Below are 25,997 nucleotides of genomic sequence, written 5' to 3' on the forward strand. Positions count from 1 at the left end.
ACATAACCAGTCCAGGCGCCTCAGCAGCCAAGTTGTTGCGCATCCTGCCACGATGGGGGCAATGAAATACCAGTCATTCCACAAGACCCCGGCAATGTACATTTTCCAACACACATAACCCGCAACTAGCAAGCCAAGTAGGGCTGAAAAAGCATGGTTGTTCGTGAGAAACCCAGCTCCGCCGCCTCCGCCACCGCCGGGGAGCGGGTCATCTTCGCCGGTATAGCCAGTTCCATTACACCAATAGCAAAAACTAGGGTGACCTTTGTTATTTACCCCCGTTCCTCCGCATGCAGTGCACATGACCTTCATAGCTACCACCAACCCTTTCGCCGTTAGCCTAGCGAGCCAATAGCACCTGCAACATCATTTTCAAGTAGTCACGTTTACGATCCGGCGCCGATCGCTCGGAGGTAATTTTAGACCACCCCTCAGCAATCTCGACATGATTCGATCGGACCACACCATCGAACTCTGCTCATCCATCTGCGGCCTTTGCGAATAACCCCTTTCATATCAATTTCACGCCTCCCCGGCGAGGGCGGCGCCTGTACGCAAGGACCACAACGTGACCACAGCAATCGACTTGTTCGCCGGCCTCGGCGGATGGAGCACCGGCGCGCGCAGCAGGCGTTCAGGTTCTCTGGGCGGCAAAGCACTGGCCGGTAGCCGTTGAATGGCACAGTGCGAACCACCCCGATACGCAGCGCATCTGCCAAGACCTGCACCAGGCGCGCTGGGAGCAGGTGCCGGCACACGACATCCTGCTGGCCTCGCCCTGTTGCCAGGGCCACGCCAACGCCCTGGCAGCGATGTCGTTCCCGGCTGACACTCTGCGCCCAGACAACCACCGGCTAACCATGCACATGGCTGGTAACGCTGTTCCGCCACTGGCTGGGCAGAGGGTGATTGAAGCGCTGTTGAAGGCGGCTTAATCAACCACACCCATTACGCCGATGCATCGACACCGTTATCTGGTTTGATTTCCGTATACCAATGGGAGGGCTCACCTACTCCCCAGATCACGATATTGATCCTGTGGCAATGCTCACACTGGAACTCAAACTCAGGCCTTGGGTCATCGGGGTCGAAGTCCATTGTTTCCCCACAGCCCGCACAGCCCGACATTAGTGTCTCTTTATTGTCACGCTTGTTCATAACGCGCACCTCTCTGCAATAGGTTAAGCGTAGCCAACTCCAACGCCACAGCATCACGATGACGAGGTTTCCCCATGCCCACAGAAAAGCGATCCAGCAACACCGAGATGGTCAGCGTGCCGCGCGCAGACATTGAAGTGCTCCTCAGGGAGGCGGACCACATGTTCAGGTACACCACAGCATCGAATTATGAAGAGGTAGCTGGCTGCATCCGGCATTTGCGCGCCTTCTTGTCCCTTCCAGCCCCGCAGCCCACGCCGAGCCTGGCGACTTCGAGCGTCTGCGCGCAGAGCTTGTCGAGTCGGACCGCGCCTTTGTCCTGGCCGACAACGCCTGCGCACGTCCCGGCACCAGTTCCTAACGACAGGAGTACACTTGTACTCCATCCAGCTGCAACCCCTCTCCCCTCTATTCCGGGGCGGCAATAGGGTCCGCAGCGGGGGCACCTTCATCGGCTACTTGCCGCGCTCGACCGACGCCCCAGGCAAGGGCCTGGGTCATTGATTCTTTCGGTCGAGAGTCGAAGGCCTCTTCGTGCAGTGCCATGCCAGAGGCCGCGTAAACACCGATGAACATCTGCGTGCTGCCGGTGCGCGAAAGCCTCACCTGCACATCGATGTAGGTGCCGTCATCAAGGGTTTCTTCGTGAGTTCGGTGGTGGAGCGTAGGATCTGCCCAGTCCCAGTACACATCGCCGCGCACTCGCATACAGCCCTCCTGCAACCGTCTGGTGGGTAGTCATTAATCCCAAAATAGCCAAACAGAGTCGGTGATCAAGCCTATCCAAACGGATTGAAAGCCGATCCGACAATTGGCGAGAAGGTGGACACTGTGGAGGGCGTCACGACGCTGGCGGTCGCATAAGATCAGTCCTGCTCTTCAACCTCACATACGCCGTTTGCACCGCCCTTTCCGGTGTAGGAAACACTCAAATAGCCGTCAGGCTCAATTGAAACCGAAACGATTACGCCACCACCTTTGGCCTTGAAGTGACTCTCGGTAACCTCACTGAGCTTCGCCTCCTTGCCGTTGATGAAGACAGGCCCACCTTCATTAGCTCGCACCTCGATATTTCCTGGGCAAGTGGCGTTCAGAGGCGGGATATCCGCAAAGGCGAGACCGCCAATGAAGGCGAGGAATGCACCATAAAGTAACCGCTTCATTCAGACCCCGCCGATCAATTGGCCCCGATAGTTTTATGAATAGCCCAGCTCATGTGAGTGCGCATAGGGACGCGACGCGCGGCCCCTAATCGTTTTGTCGTACGTCGAAGACCGAAGACCGAAGACCGAGACAATCATCCCCTACCTCTATGCAACGCTTCGCAAATACTCGCAGATCTACGCCGCGCTCTTCGAGTTCTGCTTCTTTACCGGGTCCGCCCTGGTGAAGCTATGGGCCTGAATTGGGAGGATGTCGACTTTGACCAGCGATCGGCAACGATTCGTCAGATCATCGTCAACCGGGCCCAGCGGATGGCCATGCTCCGGCGCATGGCGTCCAAATCCGCGCACCCAGTCAGCCCTTTCGTGTTTCAACCGTGCAAAGGTGGGCTGTGGATCAACGAACCAAGTGATACAATCCGCCAATTCAAATCAGCGCTCCAAGCGCTGAGCATCCGTGAACGCCGTCAGTACGACACCCGCCACACCTGCGCAACCCTGTGCCTGATGCCTGGGATGAACCCCGTGTTCATCGCGAACCGGCTTGGCCAAAGCGTCGAGATGTAGCTCTCTACCTACGCGAAATGGATCAGCTCCTCCTCGGATTGGAGGGAGCTGGAGAAGCTGCCGCCCCGAGTCGAATTGGCCCAAAATTGGCCCAAAACTGACGAGAGGGCCTAAATACACCTCTGGAACCCCCGCAGGACAAGCACTTGATCTCTACCGCTAACATCACCATGCGGTTTTTTAGTGGTGTTTGGCGGTGCTAAAGGGTCGATTTTACTGGGCTAAACTCCCCTCCTCACCCCCTCATTCCCCCATCATTGGTATCAAAATTGGTATCACCTGGTAGCCGCCGTCAACTGTCCGCTTTCGACCCCTAGCAGACAGTCAGAAGAAACCGTTTTCGGCCAAAGCGGACTCAATCCCCATATCGCTATATTCCAATCGATAATGCGCCGTATGCTCTTTCTTTCACGTTAAAAGTTACGGCATCAACCGCGGATCGCCCGCTCGAATATAGGAAAGCTTGCGCGCTCCGGCGTATTCATGTCTTCGGCCAGAAACAGACATCCTAGCCTGCCCTTGAACAGCGCGAAGTTGAGTTCCTTGTCGTGACGCGACTCGATGGCTTGCCGTGCAATGACGAAGGCGCGGTCTAGCCATGCGGTCTCGCCACTGTGCCGGAAGTGCGCCAGCAAGGCATAGGTACGGCCCGCGCTCCCGCAACACAAGGTACCAACGTTGTCTTCGGGAGTCTCCCACGTTGACCAGGCTGCACGTGCGGACAGTTCCAGCCAGCGGTCATCGTTGGTCCGCCGGTACAACGCCGTCCAGAGATGCACATAGCCCGGTGCTCCATGACACCAGCTCGACATGAACCGCTCGCCCGCCTTGCCAAGCGCAACATCAATCATGGGCCAACGCAAACCACGCCCGGCTTCACGGCCGGAGTGACCGAGTCTTTCAACCAACCCGAGAAAGCCGCCTGGCAGCGGATCGCCACTCACCTCGCTCCACAGTACCAGGCTATAACAAATGCCAGCTAGGCCGTGGGCGATCCCCAAATAGTGGCCATTCTGGCTGCTCAGCACCACTAGCCTGGACCATATTTCCCTAGCCATGACGCGCCCGAAGCTCACCAGGTTGGCGCTAACGGAGTTGATCTCAAGTTGCACACCACCTTGCCCGAGGGCATCCAGCATCAAAGCGGTGCCAAGCAGGACACCTCCGCGTCCTAGGTTGACCTCGACGCTTTCATTGGCAAGACCAGCGACTGCGATGAACTCAGTGACTGCGCCCCGCAGTGAATGGTAGTCGCCCATGGATTGGGCTACCAAGGCGCGGACGAAATACACTCCCGGCTTTGAGAAGTACAGCGATATGGGCTCAATGGTGTCTTCCCCGAGGCCGATTCCAGCGTGCGCAAACGCGTTCGCTCTAGCCATTGAGTCGACCGCTCGGGCAGACCAGGCATCCGCTGCGGCCAGCAATGCTTCTGAATTTTGATGCTCTGCGCCAGACAGCAAAGCAAAGGCGATGCCAGCGGCGCCATAGTTAATAGATGCAGACGGCGCCCCGTCCGGCAGACGGAACGTCAAGACGTCGGCAGTGCACAAGGCATCCAGGGAGAGTCCGGTGTCGACGGTCGGCCAGTTACATTTTCGACCATGTGCGCCGCCCGGCGGTTTTGGCGCAATGGATGCGAACGCCGCGTCGAAGTCCGCGACACTGGCGAATCGAAGCGCCGGATCCTTGTGGAGCGCCTTGCCAAGCACTTGTTCCAGTTCGGGCCAGCTGGGAAGGCCACAGCTACTGAACTGGCGCGGTAGGTGTTCGGTGATTGCCTGGAGCGCTTCGTCCCTCGTGGTTGGAAGAGCCAAATAGGAGGCGCCTGTCAGGAGCCGGAACAGCAATGCCGCAAGTGCATATTGCTCAGACTGGAAAGTCGAAGGAGGAATGGGTACGCCGTTCAGGCATGCTGCCGCATATTCCGGATCGAAGAATTCCGCTATGCCTCGGTAAGGGAGCGGCGCATGTTCTGAAGATCCCACAATGCCGGCAGAGCCGTAGTCGATGAGCTGGATCCTCCCGTCCGGGTGCATGACGATATTGTTTGGATGAATATCGCCATGGACCACGCCCTCGCCGTGCAAGCGGCGGTATGCGTCGATGATACGACAGCACAGCTGCATCAGGCGACCTGTGCCACTTTTGGGCGCCGATTCCCGCAGCTCAGCAGCCGTGCGATCGACCCGGGTGCCATCGCACCATTCCGTGATGAGATAGGGCCGTTCGTCATGCTCGCCCCGCGCAATCAGACGTGGTGCAACGCTCAAATCAAGGTGTTCGAGTATGTTTGCCTCACGGCGTAACGCGCGTAAATTTTCTTTTGGGATGCCCAATTGGGCAATCTTGAGCGCGGCGTAGCAATTCGATGCGTCATGCAACTGATACACCTCGCAGTCGTCCAAAACCTGTATGCAATCGACAATGGTCCATGTCCCGAATTCATCGCCGATCCCGAGTGACGATGCAACTCGGCCATAATCCTCGGCGCCTTCCGGGACGAGCCAGCGAGCCCGAACCAGCGGCTTAATCGCGGCCATCGCACTATCGAGGATTGCTTCCGGATCTCCCCCCTCCTCCTTCCATTTCTTCAATACAGCATCGGTCACGGTGGTGGGTTGCAAAAACACCTTGAGAAATTCGGCGGTGTTTTGGTCGACTACCTGTGACCGCATTCTCGATCGCACTCGCGTCACCACGAAGTCATTTGCATCGAACGACACCGATGCGCGCACGTCAAGGGCGACCTCACTTACCGAGAAAATCAGGACGTCAGGCTGGAGTACAAAACGGGTTGAGATATCCATTGGTCTCCTATACATCTGCAGCCATGCACCAGTGACGTGTGTCCACGCCAAACAGCGCCAGCCTGGTCAACGCAAATCGCAAAGGTTCAACCACTGGACGTTCCTGACGATTTGCCACGGAAAGGGCAAGGGCAATGCGGTTCGCTACCCAGAACCGCCAGCTATCGACAAATCCTAAGGCAGCCGGCGCTTGCGAATTGGCGGAATCGATGCCCCACCATATGAGTCCCTGATCGCCAATCGCTGCCGTAAAAGGCACGGCTTGCGCCCGCAGTCCGCGCAGTGCACCGGCCAGTTCCAGGCCAAAGCGAGCCATCTCACGTAGGTCGGCAAAATAGACAATGAATTTGTCCGGGCGCTGAAGCCCATAGGCATCAGGACCGATCTTAAAAGAGAGCGCCGCTGAATCCGAAAGACGGTTGCTCACGATGTGAAATGCATCGATGAAGTCGATCGCATCCGGCGCGAGATAGAGTTTGTACACCTGGCTTCGCCCTTCTTCTATAGCGGTGCGCTCCCTGCTACGCCACGACAGCCACGGCCACTCAGGATTCCACCGGTCGGGCGAAAAGGACGCGGACGCTTTTCCTTTTAGTTCAGCTCGATGTCCCAGCCCTAGCTCCTGTATGACCGCCTCGGCATCTGGCCATCGATTGAGCCACCTCCTGGTAACTGGCCGACGGCCGTAGAGGTAGAGTCGCGCAGCAAGGAAGTTCGCTTCGGTAGTGTCGAAACGGCTAGCGTGGCGAATTGCACGAAGTGATATATCATCACCCGCACAGGTGCTACCTGCTACCTCGGCATCATCGGCGATGAGCACGTGATAGGCAGCCGATTCGGAGCAAAAACCGTCTTCGGACTCGATTTCCAATACCCCATCAAGCACGAGTCCGACCAACCCCCGCAGGCCCTCCGAACCAGTAAACCCCTCGACCTCGTCAATTCTGCAGGGCTCTCTGAGTGACCCAAGCCAGTCGGCCATCTCGGGCGACAGCGCTTTGATGAAATGCTTTTCGCCGTCTACGCCTACCAGCACGCCAGCGTACTCGCCGCTGGCGGCCAGTTGTGCCAAATGTTCCGTAGGGTCGAGTTCGAGCCCGGCAAAGGGCACAAAGGAATAACTGCTGCGGACTCGAATGCAACGCCCCTGAAGGTTACCAATGCGAACGTTCGGCACGGCGCCTAGATAGTCGAAGCGATTCATCAGTGCGACGAAGTAATAGAAGCCATCATTCCGTATCCTTCTTCATTTCCTTCTTCATTTCCCTCATCGCATCTTCAAGGTAGGGCTCAAGCAGCCGCACCTGTTCTTTGTTCGGCTGCAGTGCTTTGCGTACCGCCTGCTCCTGTGCCTCGATCTGCGCGATCTGCAATCGCAATTGTTCTTTCATCCGGATGAGGTACGGAGGATCGAACACTTCTGACCAATCAGGTCCTTGCGTGCCGCCACATGAACACGGACTGCCACCTCCGCAAGAGCCGGCACTTGGAGAAGCACAACTTTTTGGTCCGGCATCACATTCCCCTTGCGGCAAGTGAAATTTGTCGACCAGAGGCAGAACGGTGATCATCAGGTCTTTTATCACAAACTTCATAGTAAGCCTCCTCTTTTGGGGCCAGATCCATTGCCGACGGGCTTCTTAAGCAAGCCAGCTTGGAACAGATCTAAGTTCAGCACCACTTCATCGAGACTGACTGTGTCGCTGCGCGCATCGGGACCGAATGCGACTCCTTCGAGGAAGCGACCAAGACACTGCTTAACGAACCAGTATTTACGATGTCCGCCTCCGCCAGAAACTTGCTAAGGACAACCAAATTACAATAGTTTATTTTTTAAAAAGTTTAAAATATGATTTAGCGATTAACCATGTAACAAATTTGAAGCCCACTGGGGCTCGGTAGGGGAAGGCATTGATCTGCGCCTTTCACTGCTTGCGATCCAGTAAGTTGGATACTGAGTAAGGCGTGGACACCAATCCACAAGGAAGGTCGCAAGGCGAGCTAGGTCAGGAAGACGCCTCGAGCACATCACCCAGATGACCAGATACAGCAACGCTAGTTCGCTGGAATCTGACATTTCTATGTTAATCCAATCAGCAGCTGTAATACGAAGATCCATAATCCCTTCTCGTTCTTAACAGGGGCGCCCCGACAAAAGCCGAACGCGTCTGCCCCGTGAATACGGACGACTCCATTCCAATCTTCGATGACTGCTCTCACGCTGTTACCGAACCGAAGATTTTCTCGATTAGAAAGTAATGAGCGCAGCCCGAAAAGCGGCGTTGCCGCTCTTCAGGCTGGAAAAATTCACCAGATTACATCGGTACGACCACTCGTTTGCATTGCACTTCATCAAGCATGCATTTGATATGGCCACCAATTGCATCGAATTTTACCAGCACCCTTCGAAAGCATGATCGGCGAAGATCTGCGCATTACTGCCTGTGGGGACAGGCCGGCCGTTTGCTGCCCTCCACCACGGACCGCTATTGGCAAATTTCTGCCATTTTCCACAGGCAGCTTCGGGTCGAAAGCAGCCAGTCGCGAGGGACCTGCATCGAGCTAGCTGGCCTAACGTTGCTGGTTTCCTGCCGCCTAACCAAGTGAGGTCCAGCGCTAAGGCCGCTCAACGGTTTTCAAGACCGTGATACAAGCGCCCAATCCGTGCGCTCTCAGCGGCAGAATCGATTCCAAAACAAAGACGAATCGGAACGGCTACAGGCCTTACCCTGCAAGGGTCGCCGATTCAGTTTTGGAATCGATTTCTAGACATTTACCTATGCCGCACCTAGCCATCCATAAGCAATTCTGAGGTGAATCTCTGCTGGGAAGATTTCATCTAGACAGACTTTCTGATACGCCGAACCGAGGCAAGAGTTGGTAATAGACAGCAGCCCCGACTAGTGGCATTTTAGCAGCCTCTTCGTCGGAGTCAGTCATGAACAAGGCTATTTTGCTAGTCATAGCTTCGCTCGCGCTTGCTGGTTGTGCATCACAACCTCAACAGGCGCTAACGAGGGACCCTAGAGTTGCAAGCACCCCGTCTGGCCCTGAGAACCCCTACTCTCCTGGAACCGTCATCGTTGTCGCTACTCCAGGCTTCGAATGGGCGGCTCAGAATGTGGCCCAGGTAATAAATGCTGAAGCTGTGGCGCCGAAGGTTTCATGGTTTGCTGCGAGAAACCTGGCGCTATACAACGAAAACGTTGTTGGTGTCGTTGAAGTCAGCGTCGATGTCGACAATATCTTTGAATCCGTGTCCGCTGTTTGCAGAGATAAAGAGACGACTGCCGTTTGGAAAGAGACCCGAATTCTCAACTTTGCTGGCGGACGAGATCGGCTAGCGCGGGACATGGTCGGAGCGCTTGTAACCAAGGTTTCTGGGAAACCTTGCCCGCTTTAACATCAGGTAAGGATTTCAAAAATCAGTGCGAAAGGCTGAATATCCAAATAGCCCTTCTAGTACCGCAGCAGTAGTGTGAGAAACGATCCTCAGGCCGCGATTTCAGCGGCCTGCGCATCGAGTCTGTCTAAAAAGGTTTGCCCAGTTTCCGCGACTTTCGCCCAGTAAAACCGAGATGCTATCGAGCGGTTTTAGACAGCCAAAACACCCTCCTCCGGCGTCCTGCCGACCGCCCGCCTACTCTTCCACAGGCAGAGCTTTTCCCACTCCCTTGATGATCTGCCCGCCCCAATCCGGCAATGGCTCGTGATACTTGAACAGGCCGCACGCATACATCTCCTCGTGCTCGCTCAGGCCGAACAGGCGCGCCGAATCGACGAACTCCAGCATTTCACACAACTGATCGGCATCAACCTCCCGGCGCCGATGTGCGGCCATGGCCATCTCGCTGAGGACAGCAGCCCGACCTTCGGGATCAGTGGCCAGTTCAAATTCATCGTTGAGCTCATCCAGCCAGGCTCGTGGTAGTTGGCTCATCATTCTGCCCTGCACCACCAGGACTGCGCGTACAGCACGCCGTCGATTTCCTCCACCCCGTTGATGTTGATGCCGAGCTGGGCCATGCCGTTGACCTTGGCGTCGTGCAGGCGCGGGATGATGTCGGGCCCAGGCGTCGGGTTGAACACCCAGGCCTGTGTCGATACCCGACCCAGTGGCTCGCTGTGGTGGTCGCCGATGTGCACATCAGCGCGAAGGGGCTGGATCTTCCTAAGCTGATCGGAAGGGATGGCCACGCCATGCTCGCGGCGTCGAACGAGGAGGAAATACATGCGGCACCGATACTGTATAAAAACACAGCATCGTATAGATGCGCATCGCTGCGGGCAAATGCCGATCAGTGGAGCGGTGGCAGGTCCTTGCCACGCGCCTTGGAGATGACCCGGAGCTGGTAATCGGACACAGCCTGGAACAGCGATTCGGCCAAAAGACGCAGGCGCTCTACCTCTTCTGCCGGTGCCCCATAATCCTGCGCTTCGTGGTACCGGCGCATTGCGTCGATGGCCTGCTGGATCAGCGGCTCGCCGGCCTCGACCATGCCAATGAAGGTGCGCTTGTCCAAAATGCGATGCCCTGTCCAGTTGATGGGCTGAGTATAGGACCGGCTGGGGGCATATAGAACGGAAAATGCTGGTGACTCTAAGGGCTCGCGCTGATACCATCTGGCCACGCTAGCTTGCCACTCATAGGGACCAAGATAGCTAGAAGCCCTGGACGCCAGCATCCGGGGCTTCGTTTTTTCTGCCTACGGACCCTTCATCCGTTCAACCACAGCCTCGCACGCCAGGCCAGCTATTCGGCTTCGCTCAAGCGCTGCTGCGCAGCTGCCCGCCATTCGGTCAGCGTCTTCAAGCAATCCCCCGAGCACCACGACGGCAGAGGTACCTGCCAGGCGCTGCTGGGCAGCGATGGTGTCGCAGGTTGCTAGTTGGCCAGCGCGCAGGTTGAACTCATTGAGCCAGGCGCGAGGAAGCTGGCCAAGGTCACCCAGACCAATGCGTTCACCATCCGCTATTGCGAACAGGTCAGCTTGCTGCCCACCTCCTGGCGAACGGCTGCGGAGTACAGGACTTACAGTGCAGCTGAACGCGATCGACTGCTATTCGTGTACCGGAGAGCCGGGGGCTGGGCTTACCCATCCAAGGTGCTTTCCATGTTCGCTCAGCGCCTATATCTGGGCTCTCGATTGCCTGAGCCTAGTCGCTTATCATAGCTAACCAATCCCCTCAACACATGAGCTCACTCACATTAATAGGTAAAGAAAGTCGTGCCGTCAAATCTAGACAAAGCTGGAATATATCTACTGAAATCAATATGGTCATTTTGCAAATTCACTGCTAAAGGGATGGAAAGATTCGCCACTCAAAATGGTAAATTTGGATTTATTGTCTCCGCAATATTCTGCCTGATATTGATTTCAAGTGTAAAAAGTTGCATCCAAGACGCAACAATGAGCGACTCTGAGAGAGCTCAAAAAGCAGAGCAAAAACTAATCGAAAATGAACTGCGAAAAAAAGAACAGCTAGAAAAAGAAAGACACGAGGCAGAGCGCCAGGCGCAGAGAGAAAAAAATTCTTCCGAAGAAGAAATAAAATCCATAATGCTCAATACGCAACGAATGAACGCCTGCGATATTGCTGCCGCTAAAATAATCGGAGTGCACCGCGACAAGGTTACTACAACCGATGAGGATGGCGTATGGATTAGCCAATCCGGCGGCTATACTTTCGTGTGTGGCGTCAAAGCCTTCGGCGGCATGAAACTATCTCTCATGAATGGAAGCAGAGCGATCAAAGACATTAACTTCGATTACACAGCCAGCACCCAGAACGGCATAACCGTATTTATTGAAAAATAGTGCAAGCCCATTAAACCAAAAGTAAGGCAGTATCGCCCAGCCATGCTGCCTGACTTTTAACTGCACCTTACTAATACTTATACTCCGCCAACAAAACGTTCACTAGATCCCACAGCAGGCGGTGCAAGCTAATCATATTCCCGTTGCACTGCTTCCCCGCTATCTGGGCTCGGTCGCACGCTTTCCCCAGATCTCCCACTCGCGCATCAAGCCGTGCTAACAGGTCGGTAAGCACTAAGGCGGCGCGGGTGGCTTACCCCAGCTCATCGACAGGCAGTTGACGCTGCTGCTAGTTCTTGCTCGTACCCGATCCGCTGCCGGCGCTCAGCCAGCAGCGCCCGCACCTTCACCTCCAGACTGTCAGACTTGCGCAGTCCTGCGGCGGCCCACGCCGGCACGTCGACCTGCGGCGCCCGGCACGGCACCTGCACCGGCACCTCGACGCGCACGTACTGCACTTGCGGCTCAGTTCGACCGCCGCAACCAGCTAGCGCCAGAGCGCACAGAATCAGCAGCATCCTCATAACCCAAGCTCCTTGTCGATGATCGAAGTGGCGGCCGCGCACTGATCTCCGCCGGTACGCTCTTGCTGCAGACGGTTCGCTGCGGCGTAGTCGAGATCTGCGCTGGCCTTAGCTTCGCGCGCTGCCTGCTCGACCCTGGCCTGACGCTCATTCGCGGCCATGGTCAGATCGCCCAAGGCCTTTCCCTGCTCCGCCGCAAGCCCACTGAGGTTGTCCCGGGCAGTCACACAGGCTGTCGCCTTTTCATTGGCCTGGTCCAGCAGCGGCCGGTAATGGCCAGCAGCGAACCAGACGCCGCCGGCACCGCCCACACCTATCAGCAGCGCACACCCCAACAGTACGGCGGCCGGGCGGCCGCCCTCCAGCGGTGACGACATCATGCCAAGGCCCGCCGCACACCCTCGTCGATCACCTGGTCCTGGTACGGGTTACCCGCGTTCTCATGGATGATGATGCTGAGCACCATCCCACGAAGGGTGGCCGGGTCTTTGATGTTGATCGGGTCAGTGGTGCGCACGCCCAGGCGCTTGGCCACAGCTGAGGCGTAGGCCAGGGTGTCGTTCTCATTGCTGGGCGCCCAGCGGTTAATGGTTTCGAGCACGGTATCGATGCCCTTCCCGCCCACGCCGAGCATACCGTCCTTGCCGCGGTAGTTGATCAGCAGCTTGCCAAGGGCACGGATGCCGTTTTCAGGATGGTCGAACCGGGCGAAGCGCGGCTTGGCCACCCCCTCCTCTAGGCCCAGCTGGCCCTGCCAAACGTTCCGTGGGTTGAAATCGATGTTGCCGGGGTTCCGATTGCGGACGCCGCGAGGAGTACTCATTGGGCAGGCTCCTCGACCGGAATGTCTGCCGCCTCCTGAACGGTCACGTTGACCTCGGCGGAGTAGCGCTTGACCAGCTGCGCGGTGAGAACTTCGTTGCCAGGCTGGCTTTTGATCAGCTCGCGAGCAGCTGTATCTGCTTCGGCTTCGGTGGCGTACTCCACGGTGCGCAGCGGGCCAAGGGCGTTGGTGCGGTCAATGACGATGAAAGGCATAGGTTTTCTCCAGGCAAAAAAATACCGCCATCTGGCGGTTGGGTTTGGGTGTTCGGGTGTCGCGGTTAGACTTGATCAGGCGGCGATGCCAATTGAGCCTTGAGGCTTGCGACCTCGGCACGCAGCTCCTTCACGGCACCGATCAGGTCGGTGATGAACGCCATGTGGTTCAGCTGCTGGATCAACGGGGTGCCGTTCTCGGCCACCGCATCCTTTTCACCTGACACCGACCGGGGGTTTACTTCCTGTGCTTCGTGCGCGATGACGCCCTGGTAGACGGTGCCATCGCCTTTCCATACATCGAAATCACCGATCTCGTACTCGACCACGCGGTAGCGATCGATTCGGTCAAGGAAGCTCACGCCCTCCACTGTGGTGATGTTCTTCTTGATTCGGTAGTCCGAAGAGGTGACCTGTAGTGAGCCGATGCGGGTCACGTCGACGTACAGGTCTGCGGCTCCCGAGGTCCAGGCGATGTTGAAGACGTTGTTCTGGTTCGCGCCAGACTCGCCCGTTCTGGTCAGATAGCCGGTGGCACCGAAGCGCGAGCCCTCGCACAGGAGAGTGCCCGCCGTCCTAGCAATCAGTCGCGAGGTGTAGTCTGCCGCGCTGTTGCCTGCATGGAAGTCGATCCACGGGGTCGAAGAGCTCAGCTCGATGGCGGCGAAGCTGACCGTATCGCTGGCACCAACACCGAGACCTGTACACGCCGCTGCCTTGTTCGCCCCCCCTGTCCCCCCCTTCGACACGGGCAGTACTGCAGGTAGCGCAGTGGCCGTATCGTCACTCTGATTCAGGCCAGAGATCCAGTTGTACAGCTCGGTGAAGTTGGCTTTGGCCTTTAGCCAAGCGGATCGGCGGTCATCGCCGGTGGTACCACTGGGAGCAGTCCCGAGGTTAATTACTTGCTTTGCCATAGTTGCTCCTAATTCGTAAAGCGGTCTGCAGGGAATTTACAGATTGGAACTGTAAACTGGGTGCTGTTAGTGCCTTGCCAGTACCAGTAGCCGCCTGCAGTTATAAGCTGAGCATAGAGCGTTAAGTTTGGTGCAGAGTTTGCCCATATGTTAAACGCGGCGAACTGCGCGTTGTCTGTGAACCAATTGACTCCCCTGTCCATCGCCGAGACACAGATGAAATCGTCGAGGTCGATGGTGACGTTAGGGGTGAATATCCTGACTGTCTGCTGGTTTACCGAAAGAGTCCACACCGTAGCGAATTTGCTAAACCGGACAACCTTGTCAGCCGCCGAGAACACTGGGCTGTTGTTGGCGTCCCGAATCTCCATCCCGTAGCCGGTGCCGGATAACACGTCAGCGAACTTGCATGCGACATACTCTAGGGTGAAGTTTTGCAGGGGGGATGACCCAGTCGCTGCCGAGTCAATGATAAAGCCAGTCCAGTTACCCGGCGCTCCAAGGACGGTGGCGTAAACGCCAAGGGAAGAGTGAGAGGCGCTCTGAACTCTGATAAATATTTGCGGTGGCGCCTGCGTTAAAACCGGCCGAGTGAACGTGGCCTGCCCTTGTCCGCCGCGGTCAATGTAGGCGGAGGTTACCCTAACAGTCCCACGCTCCGAGAACACCAAGAGCTTGTAAGTGCTGGTAATCGTTACGGTGCCAGAGTCGTTCACAGCCTGGAAGCCATATTCCGCCATCAGAGCACCCTCACAGCCTCTAGCACAGCGTGTGCGGTGTGCTCAATCCACTCATCTGCGTAGTCATCGCCTACCCCGGTAGGCCTGCGCCGATTGCAGTAGGTGAAAATGGCGATATTGTTACCTCCGAGGTTCTTGTAGGTCGGCAAGTACCCCCACTGGCTAAGCTGTCCAGTCTGTGGGTATCCCGCATAGTATTTCGGCGTTATTAGCAGAAAGCACGTGGCCGGGTCGTACCCTGGCACTGTCCATGTGATGTAGTCGGACCTAGTACCGTTACCGAACTTCCGAGTCCCCTCTGTGGCGGGAATCTCCATCGAAGCCAGCTTTTGGATGGTGAAGTCCTGCATTCCCAGCGTCTGCACGCCGAACTCGTTCTTTATCTCAATGCCATATAGGGCCATGCCATTATCCTCATCCTCCGCTAAGGTTTCCGACTGCGGTACGCCGGATGCCGTTATCGTAAACGTACACCCCACCATTGTTGATCAGGGTGGAGCTGCTGCCCTCTTGGCCGCGAAGGTTGAATGCCCCGGTAACCATGTTGAGTTCAATGAGTGGTAGCCCCTGCGAGTTGACCGCCTGGGACTTGAGCGTCATGCCAACGATCAGATTCTGGATGAAAGCCTGGTTGATCAGTGCCGAGTTCAAGAACAGCTGGCCATTCTGGAAGACAAACAGGCTTGCCTCGGGCCCGTTCAACCCATTGATGATCGCCACTCGGTCAGCCGACAGCAGAATCTCGCCGACCGACCCATCGCTTCCTTGAATGATCCCGGTGGCAACCTTCTTGCCGTTGGCGTTCGTCTCGGTTTTCCAGGACGACAGGGCCGACACTCGGCCATCAACACCGGCCACAACCTCGCTTACCTGCTGTACCGACGCATTGGTCTCTCCCATCTGTGCCTGGACTGATTCGACCTGCCGCCCCATGGCAATGCCTTCCTCAACCCGGGCCGACTGCTCGGTCCAGACACCCACCAAGCTGCCGGTTGCGCCGGCCATGGCGCTGCTATCGCCTTCCATTTCCGGGTTCACCTGGACATACAACCCGTCCAGGCGGCTGGCTTGGGCAGTCAGTTGCTCACCCTGCTGCGTCACGTTCGTGCTGACCTGCTGCAATGCCGCAGCCGAGGCGCCTGGGCCCAGCCGGCCAATCGCGATCCAGTCGATTTCGAACGCGCCGCCTGACAGCGCGCCGATATCGATCCGCAGACGGGTAATGGTGCTGGTCACCCAGTCATTACCGCCGGCGAACAGGTTCGCCATGTCCCATTCGACGATCGCACTCTCTCCGACCGCAATGTTCGGGTTCGCCGCCCTGCCGATGTAGCTGCCCGAGAAGCCATGGCCGGCCGTCTGGTAGAACAGCGAACTGTCCCAGTCAGTGGCGGCCCCGGCCCGTCGGGTGATCTTCAGCTTGATCCGGCTGTACAGCGCGCCGTTGATGCTCACAATCGGGCTGACCAGGTTCGGGTCGTTCGCCGTTGCAGTGATGGTCATGCTGCCGGTACCGGCGGTGAGCGTGGCGTTCGTCGCGCTCCAGCCCTCCACGCTGGTATCGAACTGCCACGTTGCGCCTGGTGCAGCATCGAGCCCGCCAGCACCGATACCGCCAATGGTGTTGCGCATCTCGTTGATGGACTGGCCCTGACTGGTCAGGGTCGTGCCCTGCTGCCCGACCGTCGTCGATAGCGCCTGCACCACCGAGGCCTCAGCCTTGGTGGCTACCTGCGTCAGCGCGCTGGCAGCCGCCGCTGCGGCGTCCGTGGCAACCTTGTCGGTCACCGCCACCCAGGCCGAGCCGTTCCACCGTTTCGGCGTGTTGGCGTTACCCGTGGTGTCGATCCACAAGTTTTGCGCCAGACGCTTGTCGGCAGCCGGCGCGGCCGTGCCGTAGATGACCTCCCCCTTCGCACCGGCTGCCGTCGCTGCCGCCTGGGCGGCCTGCTGGGCTGCGGTGACGCCTTGATTGGTGGTCGTCAAGCCGCTTTCGAGGTTGATGATCGACGAGCCCTGGGAAGACAGGCCCGCCTCGTTCTGCTCGACACGGCCCTGCAGGGCTTGGGTTGCTGCCGCCTGGACCACCGCCGATTGTTCAGTTGACGGTGCGTAGGCGCTAGCCACCGCGCTTTCCTGGAACTGAACGTTGTCCATCTCGGACCAGGCCTGAATGGTGGTTGACCCACCGTTCAGCATCCTGCCGGCCCACACGGTTACCGACACGGTGTCCGCAGGGGCAGTGGCAAGCAACACGAAGCGGCCATAGTCGGCGGTCAGCGTGTGCATCGCCACGGGGGCAGTCAGCACAGCACCGGCAGCATCCCTGAATTGCAGGTACTGCCGGAACGCCACCCCCGGAGTGCCGCGGGCGAACACGCTCAGCGCATACTGCGCCCCCGGCCTGGCCTTCGGCCTTGAGACGTTGTCCCCACCATACGCCAGATCGACGTAGCCGCCGGCAGGCAGAGCGGGATGCTCGACGCGCTGGGCCTTGGTACTTTGCGCCAGAGGCGAATCGACCATCGACGTGACCGTGCCAGCGACGGTTGCTCCGACGTTCCAGTACTTGGCCCGGGTCGCCGTAGCCAGCTCCTCGAATGACGAGTTGGCCAGTAGGTTGTCCCCACCAATGTTGCCGATCTGGTTGTTAAGCTGGATCAGCGACGAGCCGTGACTGGTCAGGGTGGTGCCATGGCTTTTGACCTCAGTGTCCAGCGATTGCAGGGCCGAGGCGTCGGCCTTGGTGGCCACCAGAGCCAATGCTGACTGGGCAGCCGCAGCAGCGTCGGTTGCCACCTTGTCCGTCACCGCTAGCCAGGCGCTGCCATTCCAGCGTTTTGGGGTATTGGCGTTTCCGGTCGTGTCGATCCACAGGTTCTGGGCCAGACGATCCGCCACTGCCGGCGCGGTCGACTGGTACAGCACCTTGCCCTTGGCCCCGGCGGCGTCGGAAGCAGCCTGAGCTGCCTGCTGAGCTGCCGTGACGTTCTGGTTCGTCGTGATCAGGCTGTTCTGCGTGCCGGTGATTGCCTGGCCATGCGACGTGATGGTGTCGCCTTGCTGCGTCACCTTCGAGGACAGGCTATCGACGACCGTCGCGTCTGCCTTGGTCTGTGCCACCGACAGCGCATTGGCTGCCGCAGCCGCGGCATCCGTGGCCACTTTGTCCGTTACAGCCGACCAAGTGCTGCCGTTCCAGCGTTTCGGTGTGTTGGCATTGCCGGTGGTATCGATCCACAAGTTCTGCGCCAGGCGGTCAGCAGCAGCCGGGGCGGCCGACTGCACGATCACCTTGCCCTTGCCACCGGCCAAAGTCGCCGCGTCCTGAGCGGCCTGCTGGGCAGCGGTGACGTTCTGATTGGTAGTGGTGAGGCTCGATTGCACGCCATCGATACGCGTGGATTGAGCGGTTAACTCCCCGTCATGCTCGGTGACCTTGGTTTCTACCGTAGCCACACGGGCTGCCAAGCCATTGGCCGTCTGCACCGCCTGGCCGATGTCCGTCCAGTAGGTGGTGTTCGGCGGCGGGTTGCCGGCCGGTACTGCCTGCTTGGCCTGGTACAGCTTGCTGTCGGCGCCCAGCACGGCTTGGCCCGATACATAGGCCTTGTCCGGGTCGTACGGCATCGAGTCAGCCAGGTCGGCAACCGCGTCAATCTGCTGCTGCAGGTCCTGCTGGATCTGAACGACCTGGTCGTCCAGCTCCTGAATACGCGCATTGACCGAGCCCGGGGTGCTTGGCGGGCCGGAGATCAACGCGATTTCCTCGCGCAGGGCCGGCGCAAGCTGGCCGCTTTCGATCTTGTCCTTCAAGGCATCGAGCATGTTCTCCACGTCGGTCGAGGTAGACGCTACCACCTTCAGGAAGGCGCTCACCCCGTAGGCGTTCTTCGAGCGGACGAAGTAGGCGTAGTTGGTGGCGAATGCCAGCCCCGTGTGGGTCAGGGACAGGCCTTGACCCAGGTACTCACCCTCTGTTGCCTGCGGGTTGGTCGAGAAGAAGTACTCATAGGTGCCCCCATTCAGACCATGCAGCGTGTTGCCCGGGATCAGTGTGATGGTGTCGATGGTCGCCTGAACCACGCACGACTCCGGGATCGGCGGGCCGTCGATGCTTACCGAGATACTGGCCTCACCGGAGCGTGTCATTGGCCCCATGGCAGCCACGCTCATGGTGTAGCTGCCAGATGGCAAACCGGAAATCGGTAAGCGCAAGGTTGTAGCCGGAACCTGCAGCGCCTGGACAGCGCCTGTCCCTTGCCGGATCGTCACAGCATAAGCAGTAACGATCCCAGCTGGTTGCACCCAGCTCAGAATCCCTTGATTTACTTCTGCCGTGTCGTCCGGGGCCCATTTCAGATCCGTCGGACTGCCAAGACCACCAGTTGGCAGGTTGATGAACCCGATCGGGTTGTATGGCTGCCCGACTGCATCATCGAACTGCGCTGCATCGTACTGCTGGAGCGACGCTGAGCAGCCTTCATTGGTGCCCATGCTCCAGTTGGTGACGATGAACTCACCCAGGATGTTCAGCGACGGCAGGTTCACGCGAACGGCGCGGCCCGGCCGGCAGTTGTAGCCAAGGAAATTCAGTGGCACGTTGATGGTGCCGCCAGCACGCCGGCGGCGCAGCTCAATGTTTGCTAGGCGCTGGGCCTGGTAGGCGTCGGTGACGTAGGAGAAGGTAAGCGTTTCAGCTGCTTCCCCCCCATCTTCGATCACCCACTCAGCAACACTCACCTCGGGATAGTCGGTCTCGGTCCACGACTGCGAGGAGTCGATGAACGTGCCGCGAACCGTGTTGATGGCTGCGTCATTGGTCGGCTCGGTGCTGCCAGTGATGGTGCCGACCACCATGTCCTCAGTGATCTCGAAGTCGTACGGGCCGTAGTAGGCCCCTGCCTGGAACATCCAACGGCCACCCACACGGATTGTCCTACCGCCACACGCAGTTTCGAGCTTCTGCAGGACGTTGGTGCGCTGCTCGTCCGCGCCAATCACGCAACTGCTGCGGTAACGCGGGCTGGTTGTGCCGTCCGGGTTGGCTACCGATTCATCGCAGACGTTCGCGCCGCTGGCGAAGGTCTCAAACACGATTTCGTCATCCGGAACGCCGCAGCGCTTACGCAGGAACCACAGGATATGCAGTGCGGTGTTCTCGGTGTAAACGGCCATGCCGGTGCGCGGGTCATAGATATCGTTGCGGCCGCGCACCACGAACCGCGCATCCGGGATACCCGAAGGGAATTTCTCTGCACTGTACTTGAGCGACAGGCGCACGAAGGACAGCCCGCGGCCGATCTGCTCGTCCTTCCAGTCCGGGCAGTTAGCTTTAAGGAAGGCGTTCACCTGCGTGGGGTTGACGATCAGTTCATAGGAAGCAAACTCACCGAAAGTGGCGATATCCTCCTCACCCAGGTAAATAGTCTCTAGGCCGTCGACGGCGCCCTCGCACAGTACATAGACCAGGTGCAGCCACTCACCGTCCGTTTGGTTACCGGCCTGCTCTTGTGCCCACACCAGTACGCCCCCGGTGCTCACACGGCCCAGGATGAAGCGTGCCGGCGCCTTGGACGAGCGGACGGTCTGGGCCGATGGCTCGTTGTCGCGCAGGGGCGACTTGGTGTTCAGCTTCTCCTGCTGCTCGGCAGCGTAAAAGGCCAGGCCTGCGCCAGCAATAGCGCCCCACGGGCCGCCCTGCACGCCGCCGATGATTGCCCCTACTGCAACTTGGGCGAGCTTCTTTACGCCACCAGACATTATTCAACTCTCCACACAGCAATCGGATCGCACACTACCCGGGCCACCCCGCCGTCAGTGGTCGCCCAGAATTCATTGGCCCAGAAGACCGCCATAGCTCGGCCGCCAGGCGCCTCGTACATGGCGATGTCGCCGCGCTGGATGAAGGCCGGCGCAATGCGGGTGAAATAGGCATCCCATGCCGCTTCAAGGCTGCCGTGCCGCTTCTTCAGCGCCCGCTTGGCGCCCGCCTCGGTCTTGTAGGTGCCGCGATAGGCCTCGGCCGGATCGGTGCCGCACACCGCCACCGCGCAATCAGCAGCGAACAGGCAGCAGTCAAATTCGCCCCATGAAAAAGGCCGCTCTAGGGCGGCCTTGATCACTTCGCTGAGGCGTGTGGTCCAGTCTCGGTAGCGCATGCCTATTTCTCGTAGGTGAACGTCGGGGCGTCCTTCTTGGAGCCCCAGTAGATGGGCCACTCGGACATTTGGGCGACGGCATAGAAGAACCGGTCACCCTGATGGCGGGCCCGGTGGTTTTCGTCGGTGAATCGCTCGGTACCGGTACGACTCCATTCGGCCATCCGATCAACGATGGGGACGGTGATCTTGTTGCCGTCCTCGCCATTGCCGGCGTAGGAGAAGGTAGCCGCATCCATACGGCCGGAGAAAAGGATGTCGGCGGCGTAGTTGCCCAACTCGTCGAAGACCACGAACAGGAGTTTGCCGGATCGCCCCCGGCAGCCGCGGATGTTGGTCTCAGTGATGATGTAGCTGTCCAAGCCACTCAGGGCCAGGTCGATTGCCATGGGCGAACTCGAATTGTCGCTTTCCTGCGACTGCCCGACCTCGCCGAACTGCCCGACTCCAAGGTACGTGATGCCGTCGATCACCAGGTCGCCGGTACCGGTGTGCGCGAACACCGGGCCATCCTCGAAATCGAGCTGACAGGCGTAGACGCTCAGAAATTTGCCCGTGGCGATGATGTCGACCACGCTCTGGCTGAACGGGAATGTCGATGGCATCAGAAGGCCTCCCTGAACTGATAGCTGCCGTTCGATACGGCCTGGCGCACGGTCATGCTCCAGGTGTCTTGGGTCATTCGCATTTCCGAGTACGGGTTGAGGTACTCGATAGACGCCCCGGCCGTGAGCGAGCGTCGAATGCGCTTGTTGATCTGCACCACCGCTGCGCCCTGGGCGTTGGATGTCGCAGCCTTCACCACCTCGAACATCTCGCCAGCGATGGTCAGGTAGTCCCCGACTGAGAAGACCTGCGCATTGGCGGTGGCTCCGTTGATCTGGATGGCCCTCGCCTGCGCCGGCCCGCTCACCACCTTCAGTGCGCCCACGTTGTTCGCCCGTCGCCGGGTGAATGCCGGAAGGTTGAACGTTCCGAACATCCCGTCCAGCTCGCCCAGGAACGCCGACAGTTGCCGCTCCTGCTTGCGCGTGAGCAGCCCGAATGTGACGGTGCACTGCCAGTAGGCGCCCGGCTGCCCAACGATCTGCTGGGCATTCGAGAGCGTCGAGGTGAAGGCGCGGCTGTTGTTGACCAAGCCCCACGTCATTTCCGACGGGCGCAGCGATGCCGGCCATGTGAGAGCCATGTAGTACTCCTTGAACTATCTATTTCGCGCGATGAGCTGCCGCGCAGGGCCATTCATCTTCAGGTCACGCAGCACCAGGTTGTAACCATCCTGGGCCCCCTTCTGTGCTGCTTGCTGAATGCGCGCCAGGGTTGCATCGTCGGCGGTACCCTGCACTGTGATTTCCTGCTTGATAGTAGGCATCGCGCCCAGCGACGCATCTGGCTTGCTGCTCGAAAAAGACGGCGCATTTGAGGCAATCCGCGGAGTGACAAACCCGCCAGAGGCATAACCCCTGACGTTCAGCCCCTCCAGGTAGTTGCGCATGCCTGGCTGCGCCACCACTTCCTTGCGAAGGACGAACTCGCCGCCGTGCACAACACCCTTCGGCTCGAACTTGCCGCCATCACCCGTATAGCCGCCAGTGGAAAGCTGCCTCAGTGGCTCACTGAAGCCTGTCATAGTGCCCTGCCCGAGCGCCTGAGTGCCGCCGGTCATAAAACCGAACGCATTGCCCAAGAACCCAACAGCAGCTTGCCGCACCTGGATGCGGATCAGATCCTCGATTACCCCGTCGGCGAAGTCCTTGAAGGAGAGCTTCCCGGTCTTCACGAAGGTGACGACCGAGTCTTCCATGCTGGAGAAGGCGTTGGTGAATAGGCTTCTCGTCTGCCCAGCGACGTTGCGCGCTTGCTCAAGGTAGGTGTTGAACGCCGCCCTGGCACCAAGCGACCAGTCAGATTGCTGCTCGTCAACCCGCAGGTAGTATTTCTCCTGCATGGCCAGACGCTGGTCCAGAGCGTTCTGCAGCGCCGCGTTTTCCTTCTGGTAGAGACTCTCGCTGATGCGCCCCTCGTTACGCTGCTGCAGCAGGTTGTCCATCTGTTGCTGGTACTGCTGCTCGATGCTGAATCGCTCTTGTAGGCGCTGCTGGGCTTGATCGCCCAAGCCAGCCCCGGCCAGGTTGCTGTTCAGGCCAATCGACGATCGCTGCAGTTGGCTGTTTAGGTTGGCCTCGAAGGCAGCGAGCTTCTGATCCTCCTCGGTGGCAACCTTGCGAAGCTGCATCTCGCGCTCGAGTGCGGCGTTGCGCTTCAGCTGGGCGGTGATCAATTCCTGGTTGGCCATCAACGACTTCTGGTCGGCAGTCAGGACCTTCTTGTCCTTGATGTCAGCCAGTTGCTGCTCCCACCTGACCAGTGCCTGGCCGACCTCGCCCAGTTTCTGCACCTCGCCGCGCTGGGCGCCAATGAGGACGTTCTGCTGCTGGAGGACCGAGTACTGCTGGCGGGCCTGGTCTAGAGCCTTGGTACCGGCGTCTTCGCGGTAGGTTGGCCCCTTCGGCCCTGGCTTGTCCTTAAACTGCTCACGGGCAGCATCGCGGAGCTGATTCAACTCGGCTTCGGTGTAGACCCGGCCACCGTCACCGGCGGCGGACTTCTTCGCGAGCTCATTGATTTCCTTCAGGCGGGCTGCCAGCTTCTTCTGGTTGTCATCCGTGGCGCGTAGCTGGCCGTTCAGCGTTTCTTGAGAAAGGATGGAGTCGCGCTGGCGCTGCCGATAGCTCTCCTGAGCCTGGTCGATAGATTGCTGTGATTTGAGCTGATCTTGCAAAGTTCTTACGCGGCTTTTAGCAACATCTAAGTCTTTCTTGAACTGCTCTCCCTTGGCTACGATCTTGTTATCGTTGCCTTTCTTTTCCAGCTCAGCTAACTGCCTTTTTGCTTCGCTCAACTGGTCCGCAAGACCGCTGTCTCTGCCGAGGCTCAGGGCGGCATCTCCCGCCCCCTTTGCGGCACCCCACACTCCACGCCAAGCTTTTTCGATCCAGCCTAGGTTCTCGGTGATCTCCTTGGTTCTGCTATCGATAGTTCGAGCGTACTCGTCAGTCAATAATTTCGCAGCGCCAACAGTATCTCCCTGGTCCTTCATAGCTTGTATCTGGGCGTATGTGGCGCCGGTTAAAAAACCATATTGCTCGTTCAGCTCCCTCGCTGCTGCGACAGGGTCTTTGCCGATCTTCACAAACTCGGCCACTGTCTCTTCAACCGCGCGACCAGTCGCGTCCTTCATTTGCAATGCTGCGGCAGCAACGGTGCCGAAACTATCTCCGGCAATCTTCCCGCTGCCTGCAAGCTGTGCGAGCACCTCTGCCGCGGCACCGGTAGTTCCAACAGTGGTGCCGATCTGCCTCGAGAGGTCTGCAAGTGCCCCGGCGCTTGTTCCGGCAGCATTGCCAGTTAGGATTAATGCCTTCCTAAATTCTTCTGTCTCTTGGCGGCCTTTGTAATAAGCAACGCCAGCCCCCGCTACCGCTGTCGCCAACATCGTGTATGGGGTCACAAGGCTGAGGAGATGGCCACCTAATGCGCGCGCTGCGGAGCCTACCCCGCCGAACTGATCCCGCAACTGACTACCTTGCTGCAGGGCGACAGTCATAATCGACTGACCGCCTTGCAATCCGACAACAATGTCGCTCAGCTGTGCGGGCACCGTCCGCAGAGCTGCAGCATAAGCTTTCGTTGACATGCCCGCTGTCTGGGCCTGTCGAGCAAACCTGTCCATCGACTGCTCGGAAGTTTGGGTGCTTGCGGCCAGGTCTCGTATGGAGATGCCAGAACTCTTCGCTTGGGCGCCAACACTGCCCGTTGCAACTTCGGCCCGCTCACCTGCTTTGGTAAGCTTGTCGAGATCGTCAGCAGCAGATACAGCCTCGCCTGATTCAACCCTGATGCCGAGAACAGCGATATCACCCTGGCTCATATTTTCTCCGGGCACAAAAAAACCGGCCTAGGCCGGTTTGTGTTTGATTAGTGTCATTTTCTGGTTTTGGCGAAAACCGCTTTGAAGCCGTTCAGGTCATTTTCGCTGACCACGACTTCTGTGTTGCATACTTTGAACTCTACTTTTTGAGCCGATGCAAGATTCTCCAGCGCGCCTTCCGCGGGCCTGAGCTTGAACCGCTCGATAACTGTGCCGCTTGTGAATTCTGCAGAGTAATCGGTGGCTATACCATCCACCGGGTTACCATCAGCCAGCCAGTAAACGTGGTTGCAAGATCGATATTGCTGCGTGTCGGCATAGGTTAGGATCTCAATGCTGAGCCTAGATACTGCCATGTCCTTGTCGCCGTAAAGAGCGCTCGTCAGGACGAACTTATCGGGGCCAGAAGGAATAGGCGCCCAAGAAATTGTCCTCACTCCTGAGAACCTATCGATCGAGTCATTTATCGTCACCGCCAAAACCTTGCCACCGCCAACCAGGGCCATCCCAGCCAGCGCCACCAATGCCAAACGCTTCATGCGCGCCCTCCTTGTTGATGAGGGCAATCTACCACCATCAGCAGGAAGCGCCAAAAACCTACATAGCCGGACTGGAAAAAGAAAAGGCACCCGAAGGCGCCCTCTCGATGCCGTCTACGGCCCATAGCGCACCCCGCCGCGGCCAGCGTCAGCCGACAAGCTATCCATGCATCCCTCCCGTTTGGTCTACCTTTACCTTTTCCAACCACTTACATGAAGGGTGCGGAGATGCCCGAGAATGAGAAGCGAAGATTTGCAGAGGCCTTGGCGCAATGGGCGGATGCTGTTGAGGCGATCCGCGCCCGGGAGCGAGCCGAGGCCATAGCGCGGATCCAGGAACAGAAAAAGGCATCCCTCAACCGGGCGTTGAGCGCCAGCGCGCTTGGGAGACACCATGCCTGGAAACACCGTAGCCAGGGGTAAGCGTCAGATGCAAAAAGCCCAGCGCGGGGCTGGGCTGATCAACTATTCTGCCGAATCACAGTCCTGATGCCTGAGGCCGTCCTCCAAGAGGTGAACCTGAACTGGTCAAGTAATTTTGGACACCGGTTAAGGTTCATGCCGCTATCTTGAGCTTTTCCTCCATGGCTACCGGTGTTTCATAGCCGTTGTAGCTGTGGAGGCGCTTGA

General features: G+C 58.5%; 24 protein-coding genes and 5 pseudogenes. 4 read left to right on the forward strand and 25 right to left on the reverse strand.

All coding sequences use genetic code 11. The features are described 5' to 3' along the window. Positions 1-568 precede the first annotated feature (568 nt). Positions 569-935 (forward strand): annotated as a pseudogene (locus tag ABE456_RS19000) (DNA cytosine methyltransferase). Positions 936-948: 13 nt separating this feature from the next. Here ABE456_RS19000 and ABE456_RS19005 read toward each other — a convergent pair. The 3 genes from ABE456_RS19005 to ABE456_RS19015 all read right to left on the reverse strand — a co-directional run bounded on the left by ABE456_RS19005 (position 949) and on the right by ABE456_RS19015 (position 2,321). Next, the gene (locus ABE456_RS19005; protein WP_346645293.1) at positions 949-1,158 is read right to left on the reverse strand and encodes a hypothetical protein; all 210 of its coding nucleotides are present in this window, start codon (positions 1,156-1,158) and stop codon (positions 949-951) included. A 408-nt stretch (positions 1,159-1,566) separates the two neighbouring features. After that, positions 1,567-1,866: a hypothetical protein gene (locus ABE456_RS19010; RefSeq protein WP_346645294.1), complete on the reverse strand. Its 300-nt coding sequence runs from the start codon at positions 1,864-1,866 to the stop codon at positions 1,567-1,569. Between the two features lie 158 nt (positions 1,867-2,024). Beyond that, on the reverse strand, positions 2,025-2,321 hold the full coding sequence (locus tag ABE456_RS19015) for a hypothetical protein (RefSeq protein ID WP_346645295.1): 297 nt from the start codon (positions 2,319-2,321) through the stop codon (positions 2,025-2,027). Between the two features lie 231 nt (positions 2,322-2,552). Here ABE456_RS19015 and ABE456_RS19020 point away from each other — a divergent pair. Further along, positions 2,553-3,002, forward strand: a pseudogene (locus ABE456_RS19020) (integrase). 314 nt (positions 3,003-3,316) lie between these two features. Here ABE456_RS19020 and ABE456_RS19025 read toward each other — a convergent pair. The 3 genes from ABE456_RS19025 to ABE456_RS19035 are packed head-to-tail and all read right to left on the reverse strand — an operon-like array spanning position 3,317 to position 7,293. Continuing rightward, entirely contained in the window at positions 3,317-5,698 is a 2,382-nt protein-coding gene (locus ABE456_RS19025; RefSeq protein ID WP_346645296.1) for a lanthionine synthetase LanC family protein, read from the reverse strand. Positions 5,699-5,705: 7 nt separating this feature from the next. Further along, positions 5,706-6,902, reverse strand: coding sequence for a hypothetical protein (locus tag ABE456_RS19030; protein WP_346645297.1), 1,197 nt, complete (start codon positions 6,900-6,902; stop codon positions 5,706-5,708). A 25-nt stretch (positions 6,903-6,927) separates the two neighbouring features. Further along, the gene (locus ABE456_RS19035) at positions 6,928-7,293 is read right to left on the reverse strand and encodes a hypothetical protein (RefSeq protein WP_346645298.1); all 366 of its coding nucleotides are present in this window, start codon (positions 7,291-7,293) and stop codon (positions 6,928-6,930) included. Positions 7,294-8,636: 1,343 nt separating this feature from the next. Between ABE456_RS19035 and ABE456_RS19040 the strand changes: the two genes are divergently transcribed. After that, on the forward strand, positions 8,637-9,101 hold the full coding sequence (locus ABE456_RS19040) for a hypothetical protein (protein WP_346645299.1): 465 nt from the start codon (positions 8,637-8,639) through the stop codon (positions 9,099-9,101). Between the two features lie 237 nt (positions 9,102-9,338). Here ABE456_RS19040 and ABE456_RS19045 read toward each other — a convergent pair whose 3' ends face one another. The 4 genes and pseudogenes from ABE456_RS19045 to ABE456_RS19060 form a co-directional block, all read right to left on the reverse strand. Next, a complete protein-coding gene (locus ABE456_RS19045; RefSeq protein ID WP_346645300.1) occupies positions 9,339-9,641 on the reverse strand; it encodes a hypothetical protein in 303 nt (100 codons plus the stop codon). Beyond that, positions 9,638-9,931 carry a hypothetical protein gene (locus ABE456_RS19050; protein ID WP_346642814.1) on the reverse strand — a complete coding sequence of 98 codons (294 nt, stop codon included), beginning with the start codon at positions 9,929-9,931 and terminating at the stop codon, positions 9,638-9,640. Before ABE456_RS19050 ends, ABE456_RS19045 begins: the two co-directional genes overlap by 4 nt. 65 nt (positions 9,932-9,996) lie before the next feature. Continuing rightward, the gene (locus tag ABE456_RS19055; RefSeq protein WP_346645301.1) at positions 9,997-10,221 is read right to left on the reverse strand and encodes a hypothetical protein; all 225 of its coding nucleotides are present in this window, start codon (positions 10,219-10,221) and stop codon (positions 9,997-9,999) included. A gap of 183 nt (positions 10,222-10,404) precedes the next feature. Next, positions 10,405-10,602: pseudogene (locus tag ABE456_RS19060) on the reverse strand (DUF2514 domain-containing protein); the annotation flags it as partial. 507 nt (positions 10,603-11,109) lie between these two features. Between ABE456_RS19060 and ABE456_RS19065 the strand changes: the two are divergent. Continuing rightward, complete coding sequence (locus ABE456_RS19065) at positions 11,110-11,517, forward strand: hypothetical protein (protein ID WP_346645302.1); 408 nt, start codon at positions 11,110-11,112, stop codon at positions 11,515-11,517. A 70-nt stretch (positions 11,518-11,587) separates the two neighbouring features. Here the strand turns inward: ABE456_RS19065 and ABE456_RS19070 are convergent. From ABE456_RS19070 to ABE456_RS19140, 15 genes and pseudogenes are all read right to left on the reverse strand, one after another. After that, positions 11,588-11,758: pseudogene (locus tag ABE456_RS19070) on the reverse strand (DUF2514 family protein); the annotation flags it as partial. Between the two features lie 22 nt (positions 11,759-11,780). Next, on the reverse strand, positions 11,781-12,041 hold the full coding sequence (locus ABE456_RS19075) for a hypothetical protein (protein ID WP_346645303.1): 261 nt from the start codon (positions 12,039-12,041) through the stop codon (positions 11,781-11,783). Beyond that, complete coding sequence (locus ABE456_RS19080; RefSeq protein WP_346645304.1) at positions 12,038-12,421, reverse strand: hypothetical protein; 384 nt, start codon at positions 12,419-12,421, stop codon at positions 12,038-12,040. The genes ABE456_RS19075 and ABE456_RS19080 overlap by 4 nt, the downstream gene beginning before the upstream one ends. Continuing rightward, the gene (locus tag ABE456_RS19085; protein ID WP_346645305.1) at positions 12,418-12,864 is read right to left on the reverse strand and encodes a structural protein P5; all 447 of its coding nucleotides are present in this window, start codon (positions 12,862-12,864) and stop codon (positions 12,418-12,420) included. Before ABE456_RS19085 ends, ABE456_RS19080 begins: the two co-directional genes overlap by 4 nt. After that, the gene (locus tag ABE456_RS19090; protein WP_346645306.1) at positions 12,861-13,079 is read right to left on the reverse strand and encodes a hypothetical protein; all 219 of its coding nucleotides are present in this window, start codon (positions 13,077-13,079) and stop codon (positions 12,861-12,863) included. The genes ABE456_RS19085 and ABE456_RS19090 overlap by 4 nt, the downstream gene beginning before the upstream one ends. A gap of 65 nt (positions 13,080-13,144) precedes the next feature. Next, a complete protein-coding gene (locus ABE456_RS19095; RefSeq protein ID WP_346645307.1) occupies positions 13,145-13,996 on the reverse strand; it encodes a tail fiber domain-containing protein in 852 nt (283 codons plus the stop codon). 8 nt (positions 13,997-14,004) lie between these two features. Continuing rightward, on the reverse strand, positions 14,005-14,736 hold the full coding sequence (locus ABE456_RS19100; protein WP_346645308.1) for a hypothetical protein: 732 nt from the start codon (positions 14,734-14,736) through the stop codon (positions 14,005-14,007). Further along, entirely contained in the window at positions 14,736-15,140 is a 405-nt protein-coding gene (locus tag ABE456_RS19105) for a hypothetical protein (RefSeq protein WP_346645309.1), read from the reverse strand. The genes ABE456_RS19100 and ABE456_RS19105 overlap by 1 nt, the downstream gene beginning before the upstream one ends. Positions 15,141-15,150: 10 nt before the next feature. Then, entirely contained in the window at positions 15,151-17,262 is a 2,112-nt protein-coding gene (locus tag ABE456_RS19110; protein WP_346645315.1) for a DUF1983 domain-containing protein, read from the reverse strand. An 852-nt stretch (positions 17,263-18,114) separates the two neighbouring features. Further along, a pseudogene (locus tag ABE456_RS19115) lies at positions 18,115-20,499 on the reverse strand (host specificity protein J); the annotation flags it as partial. Beyond that, positions 20,499-20,897, reverse strand: a complete 399-nt coding sequence (locus ABE456_RS19120) for a hypothetical protein (RefSeq protein ID WP_346645310.1) — start codon at positions 20,895-20,897, stop codon at positions 20,499-20,501. The gene ABE456_RS19120 and the pseudogene ABE456_RS19115, both read right to left, overlap by 1 nt. A gap of 2 nt (positions 20,898-20,899) precedes the next feature. Next, the gene (locus ABE456_RS19125) at positions 20,900-21,502 is read right to left on the reverse strand and encodes a hypothetical protein (RefSeq protein ID WP_346645311.1); all 603 of its coding nucleotides are present in this window, start codon (positions 21,500-21,502) and stop codon (positions 20,900-20,902) included. Then, a complete protein-coding gene (locus ABE456_RS19130; RefSeq protein ID WP_346645312.1) occupies positions 21,502-22,086 on the reverse strand; it encodes a hypothetical protein in 585 nt (194 codons plus the stop codon). The genes ABE456_RS19125 and ABE456_RS19130 overlap by 1 nt, the downstream gene beginning before the upstream one ends. Before the next feature lie 15 nt (positions 22,087-22,101). After that, positions 22,102-24,828 carry a phage tail tape measure protein gene (locus ABE456_RS19135; protein ID WP_346645313.1) on the reverse strand — a complete coding sequence of 909 codons (2,727 nt, stop codon included), beginning with the start codon at positions 24,826-24,828 and terminating at the stop codon, positions 22,102-22,104. Positions 24,829-24,881: 53 nt separating this feature from the next. Then, a complete protein-coding gene (locus ABE456_RS19140) occupies positions 24,882-25,367 on the reverse strand; it encodes a hypothetical protein (RefSeq protein ID WP_346645314.1) in 486 nt (161 codons plus the stop codon). Positions 25,368-25,997: the final 630 nt, after the last annotated feature.

The sequence above is a fragment of the Pseudomonas sp. TWI929 genome, assembly GCF_039673335.1.
Lineage (GTDB): Bacteria > Pseudomonadota > Gammaproteobacteria > Pseudomonadales > Pseudomonadaceae > Aquipseudomonas.

Excerpts from the sequence above, each read along its gene's own strand:
- ABE456_RS19005 (WP_346645293.1), bottom strand. The coding sequence starts at position 1,158 with ATGAACAAGCGTGACAATAAAGAGACACTAATGTCGGGCTGTGCGGGC.
- ABE456_RS19010 (WP_346645294.1), bottom strand. The coding sequence starts at position 1,866 with ATGCGAGTGCGCGGCGATGTGTACTGGGACTGGGCAGATCCTACGCTC.
- ABE456_RS19015 (WP_346645295.1), bottom strand. The coding sequence starts at position 2,321 with ATGAAGCGGTTACTTTATGGTGCATTCCTCGCCTTCATTGGCGGTCTC.
- ABE456_RS19025 (WP_346645296.1), bottom strand. The coding sequence starts at position 5,698 with ATGGATATCTCAACCCGTTTTGTACTCCAGCCTGACGTCCTGATTTTC.
- ABE456_RS19030 (WP_346645297.1), bottom strand. The coding sequence starts at position 6,902 with ATGAATCGCTTCGACTATCTAGGCGCCGTGCCGAACGTTCGCATTGGT.
- ABE456_RS19035 (WP_346645298.1), bottom strand. The coding sequence starts at position 7,293 with ATGAAGTTTGTGATAAAAGACCTGATGATCACCGTTCTGCCTCTGGTC.
- ABE456_RS19040 (WP_346645299.1), top strand. The coding sequence starts at position 8,637 with ATGAACAAGGCTATTTTGCTAGTCATAGCTTCGCTCGCGCTTGCTGGT.
- ABE456_RS19045 (WP_346645300.1), bottom strand. The coding sequence starts at position 9,641 with ATGATGAGCCAACTACCACGAGCCTGGCTGGATGAGCTCAACGATGAA.
- ABE456_RS19050 (WP_346642814.1), bottom strand. The coding sequence starts at position 9,931 with ATGTATTTCCTCCTCGTTCGACGCCGCGAGCATGGCGTGGCCATCCCT.
- ABE456_RS19065 (WP_346645302.1), top strand. The coding sequence starts at position 11,110 with ATGAGCGACTCTGAGAGAGCTCAAAAAGCAGAGCAAAAACTAATCGAA.
- ABE456_RS19075 (WP_346645303.1), bottom strand. The coding sequence starts at position 12,041 with ATGAGGATGCTGCTGATTCTGTGCGCTCTGGCGCTAGCTGGTTGCGGC.
- ABE456_RS19080 (WP_346645304.1), bottom strand. The coding sequence starts at position 12,421 with ATGATGTCGTCACCGCTGGAGGGCGGCCGCCCGGCCGCCGTACTGTTG.
- ABE456_RS19085 (WP_346645305.1), bottom strand. The coding sequence starts at position 12,864 with ATGAGTACTCCTCGCGGCGTCCGCAATCGGAACCCCGGCAACATCGAT.
- ABE456_RS19090 (WP_346645306.1), bottom strand. The coding sequence starts at position 13,079 with ATGCCTTTCATCGTCATTGACCGCACCAACGCCCTTGGCCCGCTGCGC.
- ABE456_RS19095 (WP_346645307.1), bottom strand. The coding sequence starts at position 13,996 with ATGGCAAAGCAAGTAATTAACCTCGGGACTGCTCCCAGTGGTACCACC.
- ABE456_RS19100 (WP_346645308.1), bottom strand. The coding sequence starts at position 14,736 with ATGGCGGAATATGGCTTCCAGGCTGTGAACGACTCTGGCACCGTAACG.
- ABE456_RS19105 (WP_346645309.1), bottom strand. The coding sequence starts at position 15,140 with ATGGCCCTATATGGCATTGAGATAAAGAACGAGTTCGGCGTGCAGACG.
- ABE456_RS19110 (WP_346645315.1), bottom strand. The coding sequence starts at position 17,262 with ATGGTCGATTCGCCTCTGGCGCAAAGTACCAAGGCCCAGCGCGTCGAG.
- ABE456_RS19120 (WP_346645310.1), bottom strand. The coding sequence starts at position 20,897 with ATGCGCTACCGAGACTGGACCACACGCCTCAGCGAAGTGATCAAGGCC.
- ABE456_RS19125 (WP_346645311.1), bottom strand. The coding sequence starts at position 21,502 with ATGCCATCGACATTCCCGTTCAGCCAGAGCGTGGTCGACATCATCGCC.
- ABE456_RS19130 (WP_346645312.1), bottom strand. The coding sequence starts at position 22,086 with ATGGCTCTCACATGGCCGGCATCGCTGCGCCCGTCGGAAATGACGTGG.
- ABE456_RS19135 (WP_346645313.1), bottom strand. The coding sequence starts at position 24,828 with ATGAGCCAGGGTGATATCGCTGTTCTCGGCATCAGGGTTGAATCAGGC.
- ABE456_RS19140 (WP_346645314.1), bottom strand. The coding sequence starts at position 25,367 with ATGAAGCGTTTGGCATTGGTGGCGCTGGCTGGGATGGCCCTGGTTGGC.